This window comes from Micromonospora sp. NPDC002575 (assembly GCF_042889525.1).
GTDB classification, from domain to species: domain Bacteria; phylum Actinomycetota; class Actinomycetes; order Mycobacteriales; family Micromonosporaceae; genus Micromonospora; species Micromonospora carbonacea.
In genome coordinates this window covers 1-12,722 of the sequence record NZ_JBIARA010000027.1, presented here as the reverse complement: position 1 = coordinate 12,722, position 12,722 = coordinate 1, and the positions used below count along the sequence as shown (strand labels likewise).

Annotated in this window: 12 protein-coding genes and 1 pseudogene; 10 read left to right on the top strand and 3 right to left on the bottom strand. The window is 76.9% G+C overall.

Annotated elements, in window-relative coordinates:
• Window positions 1-68 precede the first annotated feature (68 nt).
• Window positions 69-335 carry a GlsB/YeaQ/YmgE family stress response membrane protein gene (locus ACFYWL_RS28275; RefSeq protein WP_386978811.1) on the top strand — a complete coding sequence of 89 codons (267 nt, stop codon included), beginning with the start codon at window positions 69-71 and terminating at the stop codon, window positions 333-335.
• Window positions 336-536: 201 nt separating this feature from the next.
• The gene (locus ACFYWL_RS28270) at window positions 537-842 is read left to right on the top strand and encodes a hypothetical protein (RefSeq protein WP_386978808.1); all 306 of its coding nucleotides are present in this window, start codon (window positions 537-539) and stop codon (window positions 840-842) included.
• A gap of 18 nt (window positions 843-860) precedes the next feature.
• On the opposite strand, the pseudogene ACFYWL_RS28265 reads toward ACFYWL_RS28270, so the two are convergent.
• Window positions 861-3,396, bottom strand: a pseudogene (locus tag ACFYWL_RS28265) (CDP-alcohol phosphatidyltransferase family protein).
• Window positions 3,397-3,527: 131 nt separating this feature from the next.
• On the opposite strand from ACFYWL_RS28265, the gene ACFYWL_RS28260 reads away from it, so the two are divergent.
• The 7 genes from ACFYWL_RS28260 to ACFYWL_RS28230 all read left to right on the top strand — a co-directional run bounded on the left by ACFYWL_RS28260 (window position 3,528) and on the right by ACFYWL_RS28230 (window position 9,518).
• A complete protein-coding gene (locus tag ACFYWL_RS28260) occupies window positions 3,528-4,523 on the top strand; it encodes a zinc-binding alcohol dehydrogenase (protein ID WP_386978806.1) in 996 nt (331 codons plus the stop codon).
• The gene (locus tag ACFYWL_RS28255; RefSeq protein WP_386978803.1) at window positions 4,511-4,909 is read left to right on the top strand and encodes a 6-pyruvoyl tetrahydropterin synthase family protein; all 399 of its coding nucleotides are present in this window, start codon (window positions 4,511-4,513) and stop codon (window positions 4,907-4,909) included. Before ACFYWL_RS28260 ends, ACFYWL_RS28255 begins: the two co-directional genes overlap by 13 nt.
• A gap of 77 nt (window positions 4,910-4,986) precedes the next feature.
• On the top strand, window positions 4,987-6,012 hold the full coding sequence (locus ACFYWL_RS28250; protein WP_386978941.1) for a glycosyltransferase family 4 protein: 1,026 nt from the start codon (window positions 4,987-4,989) through the stop codon (window positions 6,010-6,012).
• 146 nt (window positions 6,013-6,158) lie between these two features.
• A complete protein-coding gene (locus ACFYWL_RS28245) occupies window positions 6,159-6,986 on the top strand; it encodes a class I SAM-dependent methyltransferase (RefSeq protein ID WP_386978938.1) in 828 nt (275 codons plus the stop codon).
• Window positions 6,983-8,101 carry a YbhN family protein gene (locus tag ACFYWL_RS28240; protein WP_386978800.1) on the top strand — a complete coding sequence of 373 codons (1,119 nt, stop codon included), beginning with the start codon at window positions 6,983-6,985 and terminating at the stop codon, window positions 8,099-8,101. The genes ACFYWL_RS28245 and ACFYWL_RS28240 overlap by 4 nt, the downstream gene beginning before the upstream one ends.
• A gap of 20 nt (window positions 8,102-8,121) precedes the next feature.
• A complete protein-coding gene (gene ribA, locus ACFYWL_RS28235) occupies window positions 8,122-8,775 on the top strand; it encodes a GTP cyclohydrolase II (protein WP_386978797.1) in 654 nt (217 codons plus the stop codon).
• A gap of 68 nt (window positions 8,776-8,843) precedes the next feature.
• On the top strand, window positions 8,844-9,518 hold the full coding sequence (locus ACFYWL_RS28230) for a RibD family protein (protein ID WP_386978935.1): 675 nt from the start codon (window positions 8,844-8,846) through the stop codon (window positions 9,516-9,518).
• A 21-nt stretch (window positions 9,519-9,539) separates the two neighbouring features.
• Here ACFYWL_RS28230 and ACFYWL_RS28225 read toward each other — a convergent pair whose 3' ends face one another.
• Entirely contained in the window at window positions 9,540-10,295 is a 756-nt protein-coding gene (locus ACFYWL_RS28225) for a MerR family transcriptional regulator (RefSeq protein ID WP_386978794.1), read from the bottom strand.
• 89 nt (window positions 10,296-10,384) lie between these two features.
• Here ACFYWL_RS28225 and ACFYWL_RS28220 point away from each other — a divergent pair, with 89 nt between their 5' ends.
• Window positions 10,385-10,927 (top strand): DUF6194 family protein, encoded by a 543-nt coding sequence (locus ACFYWL_RS28220; RefSeq protein ID WP_386978791.1) that lies wholly within the window; start codon window positions 10,385-10,387, stop codon window positions 10,925-10,927.
• Here the strand turns inward: ACFYWL_RS28220 and ACFYWL_RS28215 are convergent.
• A partial coding sequence (locus ACFYWL_RS28215; protein WP_386978788.1) for a condensation domain-containing protein occupies window positions 10,908-12,722 on the bottom strand: 1,815 nt, incomplete at its 5' end. The genes ACFYWL_RS28220 and ACFYWL_RS28215 overlap by 20 nt on opposite strands.

Sequence of the window (12,722 nt, the reverse complement as noted above, 5' to 3'; positions counted from 1 at the left end):
GTTTGCCGCCACGTCCGCCGGGGGCACCGTGGGGGTGCACGCGACAACCCCTCGAGAGGAACGGCCCCGTGGAAGTCACCGGTTTCTTCACCGCCATCATCATCGGTCTGATCATCGGCGCGCTGGGCCGGCTGGTCGTGCCCGGCAAGCAGAGCATCCCGATCTGGCTCACCCTGCTGATCGGCGTGGTGGCCGCGATCCTCGGCACCCTCGTCGCCGGCGTGCTCGGGGTCGACGACACGGCGGGCGTCGACTGGATCGAACTGTTCATCCAGGTCGCCTTCGCCGCGATCGGCGTGTCGCTCGTCGCGGGCGCGTACGGCCGCCGGCGCTGACCGCCCGCGCCGACCGCCGGCCCGCCCCCGCACCGGGGCGGGCCGGCGGCGGGCCAGGGTGCCGCAATGCGACGCCGGCAACGCGTTTGCGTCGGGGAACGACAATCGGCGGGGTGTGATCAATCGCCTGCCCGGGGCGGGTTTAGCGGGCCGGGATGCCGGTCAACCTGTTCGGGTAACGACGACGAGAGGGGTTCCCGCGTGTCCGGCACAACGCACCACCGGTCCAGTCACGACACGGCTCCGCCGAGCGACGTGGCGGACACGCTGCTGTGGCGGCTGGCGTACGACGTCGCCGAGGCCCACCGCCCAGACGCCGCCGGCCGCTGCCAGAACCTGCTCTGCGGCGGCCGGCCGGCCCCGTGCGACCCGCTGGTGAACGCCGAGCGCGCCATGCGGCTGGCCCGGGGCGACGCCGCCGCGCAAGCGCAGGCCCCCGCGCCCCGCCCCCGGGTCGCCGCGCCGGCCCGGCCCGAGCACCCGCGCACCGGGCGGGAGGCCGCCTGACCTGGGCGTGCGCCCGGGTCAGCGCGGAGCGGCGGCCGGCGGCGCGGACGTTCCCGGCCCGGGCCGGGACCCGAACGCCGTGAGGAAGCGGTCCCGGAAGCTGTCCATCCGCCACACCGGCGCGCCCGGTCCGGGCCGCAGCCCGTCCTGCCACTGCCAGCCGTCGATCCGGTCGAGCACCGTCGGGTCGCGGGCCACGACGGTGACCGGCACGTCCCGGCTGGCGTCCTCGCCGGTGACGACCGGTGAGGGCTGGTGGTCGCCGAGGAAGACCAGCACCAGGTCGTCGTCGCCGTAGGTCTCCACGTAGGAGATCAGCGACTTCAGCGTGTACTCGATGGTGCGCCGGTAGTCCGCGCGGATCTGGCCGGCGGTGCGGCGCACCGGCTTGCCGCCGACGTCGGCCACCGCCGAGTTGCGGTGGTAGACCGAGCCGTCGCCCACGTCGTCCCAGTCGATGACCCGGGGAAACGACGTCCACGGGGAATGGCTGGAGGTCAGCGGGATCTCGGCCATCACCGGCGGGTGGCCGGGGGCCGACCGCTCGCGGCGCTGCAACGCCGACAGCGCGTACTGGTCCGGCATGAGGAAGTAGCCCAGCTTCGGCCCCTGGTAGCCCAGCTCCCGGGCCGGGTAGAACTGGTCGTAGCCGTAGAACTTCCCCTCCGGCCAGTCGGCCAGGGCGCCGGGCATCACCCCGACGGTCCGCCAGCCCGCCCGCTGGAACGCCCCGCCGAGGGTGAGCCGGTCCGTGGCGAGCAGGGTGCGGTGCCGCTGCTGGCTGTCGATCCACAGCCCGGACAGCAGCGTGGCGTGGGCCAGCCAGCTTCCGCCGCCCGCCGTCGGCGAGGTGAGGTACGCGCTGCGGGAGGCGAACCCGGCCGCCCGCAGCCGCCGCGCGCCCTCGTCGAGCACCGCACCGACCTGCGCGAACTCCGGCTCCTCCACCGCATCGCGGCCGTAGCTCTCCACGAACGCGACGACGACGTCCTTGCCGCGCAGCGCGGTCAGCAACTGGTCGCCCGGGGTGTCGCGGAACGGGTCGGCGGCGACCTCGGCGGCGAACACGTCACCGTCGGACAGCCCGCCGCGCACCTGGACCGCGTGGTAGCGCACCATGGCGGTCGCGCCGCTGTCGGCCACCGGCACCCCGGGCACGATCCGCACCCCGAAGGCGGCGCAGGCGACCCAGCCGACGGTCAGCGCCGCGACGGCCCTCCTCGCCCCGGTGTCGTGCCGGGCGAGCAGCGCGGCCAGGCGCAGCGTGGCCAGTGCCAGGGCCACGAGCAGGCCCACGGCGAGCAGCGCCACGCCCACGGCGACGCCGACCGCCCCGGCCCGGCCGATCGAGCCGGCGAGGAACGCGTACGCGTCGTCGAACAGCACCCAGTCCGACACCACGTCGAAGGGGCGGTCCCAGGCGACCTGGAAGCCCAGGTCGGTGAGCCTGACCACGGTGACCAGCCCCAGGGCGGCCCCGGTCAGCGCGGCGACCACCCGGCGGGGGCGCGGCGGCAGGGCGAGCAGCCCGGCGGCGACGATCAGGGCCTCGACGGGCAGCCGCAGGAACGCCGCCGGGCTCAGCTCCCGTAGCTGGTCCGGCGCGGTGAGGGCGGCGGCCACCAGCAGGGCGGCGAGGGCGCCGGCAACGGCCCGGCGGACCCGTCGGCCGCGCCCCGCGGCGGCGACCGGCCGGCCCGCGTCGTCCGCCGCGCGCTGGCCCTCGCCGGTGGCGTCGGTCGGGTCGTCCGTGTGGTTCGTCACGTCGTCTTCTCTCCGGTGCGGGGGCGGGCGGTCAGGCCGGCAGGTGGGCCGGCACCCGGACCGGGTCGTCCCGGCGCAGGGCCGCGCCGTCGCGCCCGGCGACCGGGCGGTGCCGCCACAGCCACCCGGCGTCGCGCCCGAAGGACTCGACGAGCAGCGCGAACGCCCCGGCCAGCAGCACCGTCGCCCCGACCTGCGGCAGGACCCCGGCCGCGGCGACGACCAGGACGATGCCCTGGAGCGCGGCGACGACCTTACGCCACCGCCGCGGCGGCAGCGAGCCACGCAGCCACGGCGACGTCCAGCCGGCCGCCACGAAGGCGTACCGCATCGCGCCCAGGGCGAGCACCCACACCCCGGCCGTGGGCGCCAGGTGCACGCCCAGCAGCAGGATGAGGTACGCGTCGACCTCCATGTCGAACCGGGCCCCGAGGTCGCTCTCGGTGCCGGTGCGCCGCGCCACCTGCCCGTCGACGGCGTCGAGCAGCAGCGCCACGGCGGCGAGACCGACCAGCAGCGGCACCGGCGCGGCCCGGGTGAACCCGTCGGCCACCAGCGCCGTCACCCCGCCGATCAGGATCGCCCGGCCCAACGTCACCACGTCCGCCGGCCCCAGGCCGGATTCGCCCGCCCGGCGCAGCGCCCGGGCGAGCAGCCCGCACAGGACCATTCCGTACGCCGTGCCGGCGAGCCAGCCCGCCGGGCCGAGGCCGACGGTCGCGCCGATCCCCGCCAGCAGGACGAACAGGCTGACCAGTCCCGCCAGCGGACCGTGTTGAACCCTGCGCACCGTGCCTCCGTGTTTGATGATCGAGCGACTGCTGTTGGACGGGCTGTCGACAGACAACACGGAGAATCCGGCCGAACGGTTCGGCGCGGCGGGCGACCCGAGGAGGACGACGTGACGACGAGGACCCTCCGGTGACCGGCGAGGCGTACGCGTTCTGGCTGCGTGAGCCCGGGGCGGGAGAGATCCGGCCGGCGGCGCTGCCCGACCCCGGCCCCGACGAGGTGCTGGTGCGGGCCCGCTACTCGGGGGTCAGCCGGGGCACCGAGACCCTCGTCTTCGCCGGCCGGGTCCCGGTCGACCAGCACACCACGATGCGCGCCCCGTTCCAGGAGGGCGACTTCCCGGCCCCCGTGAAGTACGGCTACCTCAGCGTCGGCGTCGTCGAGCAGGGCCCGGCCGAGTTGCGCGGGCGGACCGTGTTCTGCCTGCACCCGCACCAGAGCGCGTACGTCGTGCCCGCCTCGGCGGTGGTGCCGGTGCCCGCCACGGTGCCGGCGGCCCGCGCGGTGCTCGCCGGCACCGTGGAGACCGCCGTGAACGCCCTGTGGGACGCCCCGCCGCTGGTCGGCGACCGGGTGAGCGTCGTCGGCGCGGGCATGGTGGGCTGCGGCGTCGCCGCGCTGCTCGCCCGCTTCCCCGGGGTGCGGGTCGAGCTGGTCGACGCCGACTCCGGCCGGGCCGCCGTCGCCGCCGCGCTCGGCGTCGACTTCGCCACCCCCGAGCGGGCCACCGGCGGACGCGACCTGGTGGTGCACGCCAGCGCCACCTCCGAGGGGTTGCAGCGGTCCCTGGAACTGCTCGCCCCGGAGGGCACGGCGCTGGAGCTGAGCTGGTACGGCGACCGCGCGGTGCGGCTGTCGCTGGGCGGGGCGTTCCACTCCGGCCGGCTGACCGTGCGCAGCAGCCAGGTGGGCATGGTCGCCCCGGCCCGCCGGGGCAGCCGCACGTACGCCGACCGCCTTGCCCTCGCCCTGGAACTGCTCGCCGACCCCGCGTTCGACGCGCTGATCACCGGCAGCTCGCCGTTCGCGGAACTGCCCAGGGTGCTCGCCGGCCTCGCCGACGGCAGCCTGCCCGCCCTGTGCCACCTCATCACCTACCAGGAGAGTGACCCGTGTTCAGTGTGACCGTCCGCGATCACATGATGATCGCCCACAGCTTCCGCGGGGACGTCTTCGGCCCGGCGCAGCGCCTGCACGGGGCCACGTTCGTCGTCGACGCCACGTTCCGCCGCCCCGACCTGGACGCCGACGGCATCGTCGTCGACATCGGCCTGGCCACCGAGCAGCTACGCGCCGTCCTCGGCGAGCTGACCTACCGCAACCTCGACGACGAGCCCGCGTTCGCCGGGGTGAACACCACCACGGAGGTGCTGGCCCGCACGGTCGCCGACCGGCTCGCCGACCGGGTGCACGCCGGCGACCTCGGCGCGGGCGCGCGGGACCTGGCCGGGATCACCGTCACCCTGCACGAGTCCCACGTCGCCTGGGCCAGCTACGAGCGGCCCCTGTGACAGCCCCGGCCCCGGGCGGCGGCGTCCCGGCCGGCGGGGCGGCGGTGGCGGGCGTCCCCGCCGCCGCCCGTCCCGAGGTGCACGTGGTGCTCCCCGGTGACATCGACGACCCGGCCACGCCCAGCGGCGGCAACCACTACGACCGCCGGGTCTGCGCCGGGCTGGCCGCCGCCGGCTGGCGGGTCCACGAGCATCCCGTGCCCGGCGACTGGCCGACGCCCGGCCGGGCCGCGCGGGCCGACCTGGCCGCCCGGCTCGCCGCCCTGCCCGACGGCGCGGTGGTGCTCCTCGACGGCCTCGTGGCCTCGGTCACGCCGCAGGAGCTGGGGGCGCAGGCCGACCGGCTGCGGCTCGTCGTGCTGGTGCACATGCCGCGCGACGACGCCGCCGAGGCCCGCGCCCTGGCCGCCGCCACGGCCGTCGTCGCCACCAGCGAGTGGACCCGCTGCCGGCTGCTCGACCGGTACGGGCTGCCCGCCGGCCGGGTCCACGTCGCCGTGCCGGGGGTCGACCCCGCCCCGGTGGCCGCCGGCACGGCCGCCGGAACGGCGCTGCTCTGCGTCGCGGCCGTCGCCCCGCACAAGGGGCACGACGTGCTGCTGTCCGCCCTGGCGGCGGTGGCGGACCGGCCGTGGCGGTGCGCCTGCGTCGGCACGCTGACCCGCGACCCCGCCCACGTGCGGCGGCTGCGCCGGCAGGCCGCCGGGTCCGGCCTGACCGGGCGGGTCAGGCTGCTCGGGCCGCGCACCGGTCCCGCCCTGGCCGCCGCGTACGCCGCCGCCGACCTGCTGGTGCTGGCCTCGCGCGGCGAGACGTACGGGATGGTCGTCACCGAGGCCCTCGCGCGGGGCATCCCGGCGCTGGCCACCGACGTCGGCGGCGTGCCCGAGGCGCTGGGCCGCGCACCCGACGGCGAACGACCCGGCCTGCTGGTGCCGCCCGACGACCCGGCGGCGCTGGCCGGGGCGCTGCGCGCCTGGCTCGGCGACGCCGGCCTGCGGGAGCGGCTGCGCCGCGCCGCCCGCGCCCGCCGGCCGGCCCTGGCCGACTGGTCGGCCACCACCACCATCCTCGCGGCGGTCCTGAAGGGAGCGGCGGCATGAGCGACGCCCACGGCGGCGGGGGCCCGATGGTCCGCCCGCGCGGCGGCCACGGCACCGAGGAGCCGATGGTCCGCCCGCGCGACGGTCACGGCACCGACGACCCGACGGCCCCGACGCGCGACGGCCGCGGCGGCGCGGCGGGGCACATGAGCGACGGCGACGACACCGCCGCCTTCGCCGCCTGGCTGCGGCTGCGGGAGCCCGCCGACGCGGCGGCCCGCGCGGCGGACCTGCTGACGCCGGTGCGCCGACGCCTCGCCGGCGACCGGCCGGTCGTGATCCACGACCTGGGCGCCGGCACCGGGTCGATGGGCCGCTGGCTGGCCCCCCGGCTGCCCGGACCGCAGCACTGGGTGCTCTACGACCGCGACCCCGGCCTGCTGGAGCGGGCCCGGGCCGCCCTGGCGGGCCTCGCCGCCGAGGGCGGCGGCGCGGTCACCGTGGAGACCCGGCGGGCCGACATCACCCGGCTGTCCGCCGCCGACCTCGCCGACGCGTCCCTGGTCACCGCGTCGGCGCTGCTGGACATGCTCACCGCCGAGGAGGTCGAGCGGATCGTCGCGGCCTGCGCCGGCCGGCCCACCCTGTTCACCCTCACCGTGGTCGGCCGGGTGCGGCTGACCCCCGCCGACCCGCTGGACGCCGAGGTCGCCGCCGCGTTCGACGACCACCAGCGGCGCGTCGTACCCGGCCGGGGCGCGCTGCTCGGCCCCGACGCCGTCGCCGCCTGCGTGGCCGCGTTCGCCCGCCGTGGCGTCGACGTGCTGACCCGGCCCAGCCCGTGGCGGCTCGGCCCGGAATCCGCCGGGCTGACGGCCGAGTGGTTCACCGGCTGGCTGGGCGCCGCCCGCGAGCAGCGGCCCGAGCTGACCGGGCGCACCACGGCGTACGGCCGAACCCGGCGGGCCGCCGCCCGCGCCGCTACGCTCGACGTCCTGGTCGACCACACCGACCTGCTCGCCGGCTGCGGATGAACCATCCGGGCGTGCCACACGTGAACCCGGCCAGGAAGACGACCGCGCAGGGAGGACCGGGTTTGCCAGCGAGCACGGAACCGGCCGCGTCGCCCGCCGCGCGGGGCGGCCGGCTGCCCCGGTCGTTCTGGGGGTGGGCGCGCGCCCTCGCCGGGGTCGCCGTGTTGGCGGCCCTGCTGTGGCGGCTGGGCAGCGGCCCGTTCGTCGCCGGGCTGCGGCTGATCGACGGCGCGGCCGTCGCGGCGGCGCTGGGCATCGGGCTGGTCACCACCAGCTGCGCCGCGTGGCGGTGGAGCCTGGTCGCCGCCGGGCTGGGCGTCCGGCTGCCGCTGCGTGAGGCGGTGGCGCACTGCTACCGGGCCGCGTTCCTCAACTCCACCCTGCCCGGCGGGGTGCTCGGCGACGTCGACCGCGCGGTGCGCCACGGCCGCGACTGCGGGGACGTCAGCCGGGGCGTGCGGGCCGTGGTCTGGGAACGCACGGCGGGCCAGGCGGTCACGGTGGTCCTGGCGGTGGGCGTGCTGGCCGCGTTCCCGTCGCCGGCGCGACCGCACCTGCCGGCGGTGGCGGCGCTGGTGGCCGCCGCCGCGCTGGGCGCGGTGCTGCTGGGCCGCGTCGCGCCCCGGTCGGGGGCGTCGGGGTGGGCGCGGGCGCTGCGCACCGCCGTGGCCGACGTCCGCTCCGGCGTGCTGGGCCGCCGGAGCTGGGCCGGTGTGCTGGTCGCCTCCGCCGTGGTGTTGGCGGGCCACCTGGCCACGTTCGTCGTCGCGGCCCGCACCGCGGGCGTCGACGCGCCGCTGTCCCGGCTGCTGCCGCTGACGCTGCTCGCGCTGCTCGCGATGATCCTGCCGCTGAACGTGGGCGGGTTCGGGCCGCGCGAGGGGGTGGCCGCGTGGGCGTTCGCCGCCGCCGGCCTGACCGCCGCCCAAGGCGTCGCCGCGGCCACCGTGTACGGGGCGTTGGCGCTGGTCGCGAGCCTGCCCGGCGGTCTGGTGCTGCTGGCCCGCCGGCTTCCGCCGCCCGTTGTGGCCGGCGTCGTGCCCCCGGCCCCCGTCGCCACCGCCCGCGCCGCCCGGTGGGCGTCGCGTCCGGCGCGCACCGGCGTGCACGGTTGACCGTCCGACGAAGGAGATCGATGTCCCAAACACTGCCCGTCGCGACCATCCGGACCCAGGTGACGGTCCCGCTGCGCTTCCCCGACGGCTACGCCGCCACCGCCCGGGTGTTCTCGTTCCACGGGCTCGCCGACGGCCGGGAACACCTCGCGTTCGGGCTCGGTGACTGGTCGGTCGCGCTGGACCGGGCCGCCGCCGGCGGGTCGCCCCCGCTGGTCCGCCCGCACAGCGAGTGCCTGACCGGGGACGTGTTCGGCAGCCAGCGGTGCGACTGCGGGCCGCAGTTGCGCGAGGCGGTCGAGCGGATCGCCGACGCCGGCGGGCTCCTGCTCTACCTGCGCCAGGAGGGGCGGGGCATCGGCCTGTACGCGAAGCTCGACGCGTACGCCCTCCAGGACGCCGGGCTGGACACCTACGAGGCGAACCTGGCGCTGGGGCGGGGCGCGGACGAGCGGGACTACACCGTCGCCGCGCAGATGCTGGCGGCCCTCGGCGTCGGCCGGGTGGCCCTGCTCAGCAACAACCCGGACAAGGCCGACCAGCTGCGCCGGCTCGGCATCGAGGTGGCCGAGCGGGTGCCCACCGGGCTGCACCTGTCCGAGGCCAACGCCGGCTACCTCGCGGCCAAGGTGGACCGCGCCGCCCACACCATCGACCTCCCGTTCGTCCGGTGACCGCCGCCGCGCCGACCCCGCAGGACGCCGCGCCGGCCGCCGGCGCGCCCGCCACGCGCCGGCCGTACGTGCTGCTCAGTTGCGCCATGTCGATCGACGGCTACATCGACGACGCCAGCGACCAGCGGCTGCTGCTGTCCAACGAGGCGGACCTGGACCGGGTCGACGCCGTGCGGGCCGGGTGCGACGCGATCCTCGTCGGCGCGGCCACCGTCCGGGCCGACGACCCGCGCCTGGTGATCCGCTCGCCGCAGCGCCGCATGGAGCGGACCGCCCGCGGCCTGCCGCCGTCGCCGACGAAGGTGACCGTCACCGCGAGCGGCGACCTCGACCCGGCGGCCCGGTTCTTCACCGTCGGCGACGCCGACCGGGTCGTCTACTGCGCCACGTCCGTGCTGGCGCAGACCCGGCACCGGCTCGACGGCCTGGCCGCCGTCGCCGACGGCGGCGACCCGGTCGACCCCTGCCGGGTGCTGGCCGACCTGGCCGCCCGGGGGGTGCGCCGGCTCATGGTGGAGGGCGGCGCGGCCGTGCACGCCCTGTTCCTCGGCGCGGGCCTCGCCGACGAGCTGCACCTGGTGGTCGCCCCGTTCTTCGTCGGTGACCGCCGCGCGCCGCGCTTTCCCGGCGACGGCCGGTTCCCGTGGCACCCCGGCCGCCGCGCGGGCCTGGCGGAGGTCCGCCAGATCGGCGACGTCGTCCTGCTGCGCTACGCCCTGTCCAAGCGCTGCCCCGACGCGTGACCCGGCCGCGCGCCGCGCGGGTCAGTCGTCCGGCGGGGACAGGTGCTCCGCGAGCCGCACGGCGGCGGTGAGCATGGCCCGGCCCCGGTCGGTGAGCCGCCGCCGCCAGTTCGCCAGGGACTCGGCCAGCGGCTCGGTGCCGGCGGCGTCGCGCACCTGCCGCACGACCGTGGCGATGTGGTCCAGCCGGTAGCCGCCGCGCCGCAGCAGGTGGGCCAGCTCGGCGTCGCGCACGTCGTCGGCCGAGTAGAGGCGGTAGCCGGTGGCCTGGCCCCGGCCCGGCGCGAGGATGCCGGCCCCTTCCCACTTGCGCAGGGCCGCCGGGGTCACGCCGATCCGGCGGGCGAGGCCGCCGATCGTCAGCGGCCGGTCGGGTCGGCCCGCCGGTGGCCTGTCGGATCGGGTCGTCGGCGGCGGGTCGGGTCGGTGCGTCGCCGTTGGTTGCGTGAGCAGGCCCACGGCCACCTCGACGGCGTCGAGCGTCTCCCGGTCGCGCAGCAACTGGGCGTGGCTGCGGTCGATCGCCCGCAGGGCGGTGTCCAGGTCACCGGCGTTGACGGCGCGCATGATCTCGCCGCTGGTGGCGTAACCGTGCGCCGGGATCAGCGCCAGATAGGCGCGCAGCGCCCTGACGTGGGTGGCGGTGTAGGCGCGGTAGCCGCTGGGCGTGCGCCGGGCCGGGGGCAGCACCCCGTCGCGCTCGTAGTTGCGGACGGTCTGCGTCGAGATGCCGTGCTCGCGCGCGAGGTCCGCCGGCCGGTAGGAGCTCCTGCGCACCTGTCCTCCCGTTTGACACTTGCCGCCGGCTCGTCCGGTGGGATCCTGGCCCGAGCTTCACAAGGGAGTTCAACGATACGGTAGAGGTCATGACTCAGCCTCCCCCGAGCGCCCCCGCCACCCGCGTCCCGACCGAAGCCGAACTCGCCCAGCGGATCCTCGCGTTGCCCGACGTCACGCAGGTGCGGGCCGATGCGGCGTCGGGCGCCCCCCGGGCCAGCTGGGGCGAGCGGTTCTTCTTCGTCGGCCCGGACCGCCGCCGGCCGTTCGCCACGATCGTCGCCCACGACACACCCGGGTTCGACGCGGACTCGCACCTCGACCGGCCCGACACGTACCGCCTCAACGTCGAGCTGGGCCGCGCGGAGTTCCAGCGCCGGTTCGGCTACCCGCCCGCGCGCTTCCCCGAGCACCGGGCCGGCATCGACTTCACCCGGCAGGGCGAGGTCCTGCCGCACCCCGCGTACGCCCTGCACGGCTGGGCGTGCGTGCTGCGGCCCGGCGTCGACCTGCTCCCCGAGGTGGACCGGCTGCTCGCCCACGCGCACGCCCGGGCGGTCGACCGGCACCGGCGGGCCGTCGACCGCCCGGGGCCGGACGGGGGCGGGGCCGTCAGCGCGCCGGGCCGGTGATCTGGGGGCCCGCTTCGAGGAAGCGCAGCATGTGGTCGCCCAGCTCCTCGGCGAGGGCGAACGGCAGCAGGTCGGTGCGGATCGTGATGCGCAGCAGGGCATCGGCGTGGCGGGGGATCGCCTCGACGGTGAGCCCGCTCATCACCTCCCGGGCGTACGGCTCGACGACCTCCTCGGTGCGGCAGCCGGGCAGCTCCAGCGGGAGCACCACGTTGTCCTGGTAGGCGAAGCCGGGCAGGCCGGCGACCACCTCGCTGGGCAGCCCGACGGCCGGGTCCGCGGCGCTCTCCGAGAACGGGACGTCCTGGGCGGCCATCAGCTCGTCGACGGTCTGCTGGACGTGCCGGATCAGATCCTGCCCGGGCCGGAAGCGGACCCGCACGCAGTTGGAGTTGATCCGGGTGGTGAACGCGGAGTCGAGCACGCGGCTGCCGCGCTTGGCCACGATCATGAGCAGGCCGATGTCGTCCTGTCGGTGTACGGCGCGCAGGGCGGTGGCGAAGGCGGCGAGGAAGTAGCTGGAGCGGCTGAACCGGTGTTCCCGGGCGGCCCGGTCCCACTGCTGGAGGACCTGCGGGCTGACGGTGAGGATGTGCCCGGCCTTGGGTCCCCAGGCGAGGGCCTGCTCCAGCGGCACCTTCAGCTCGCCGTCGCCCTGCCGGGGGAGGCCGTGGAGTTGGGTGCGCCAGTATGCGCGTTGGGCGGGCAGGTCGGCCGCGTCGTGGAGCCGGGTGTATTCGTCGTAGCTCTGGCGCAGGGTGGGTGCGGGCCGGTCCCATTCGGGGGCCTTGCCGTTGGCGCGGGCGGTGTAGGCGTGGGTGAGGTCGCGGACGAGGAGGGTGTGGGACCAGCCGTCGAAGGCGATGTGGTGGATGCCGATGCCGAGGAGGGTGCGGTTGGTGGAGCGGTCGCGGATGAGGGCGGTGCGCCAGTTGCGGCCTTGGGTGTAGTCGAGGGGTTGTTGGACGGCGTTGGCGAGTTGGTCGAGGGCGTCCTGGGTGGTGGTGGCGTCGGTGAGCAGGAGCAGTTGGGGCATGCCGGGGTTGGGCGGGATGATCGCGACGGGTGGGTCGGTGCGTCGGTAGCGGGCGTGGAGGGCTTCGTGTCGGCGGTGCAGGTCGCCGAGCGCGGCCATCAGCGCCCGCAGATTGAGGTCGCCCTCCACCCACCAGGTGGTCGGGCAGACCAGCTCGAAGGGGAGCCAGACGCACTTGGCGACCGACAGCGTCAGCGGCACCGGCTTCGCCGGCCCGGAGCGCGCGACACTCGACGGTTCCGGCTCCACCCGGGGGCGGCGCGGCGCGGCGGCGAGCCAGGCGGCGAGCGCGCGCGGGGTGGGGGTGCGGCGGATCTGGGAGACGGGGACGACGGCGTCGGTGGCCTCGTCGAGGGCGGCGGCGAGGGCGGCGGACTGGAGGCTGGTGCCGCCGAGGTCGAAGAAGCTGTCGTGGACGCCGGCCCGGTCGATGCCGAGGACGGTGGCGAAGGCCGTGGCGACGAGCCGCTCGTCGGCGGTGGCGGGCGCGGCGTAGTCGACGCCGACGTCGGGGCGCTGGGCGTCGGGGGCGGGCAGGGCGTTGCGGTTGATCTTGCCGGTGCCGCCGACGGGGAACCGGTCGAGGACGATGATGACGGCCGGCACCATGTAGGACGGCAGCACAGTCGCCGCGTGCTCGCGCAGCGCGGGCACCGATGGCGTACGTCCGTCGCGTCCGGTGACGTAGCCGATGAGGCGGGTGGTGTGGTGGTCTTCGTGGCGGGTGACGATGGCGGTGGTGACGTCGGGGTGTTGTTC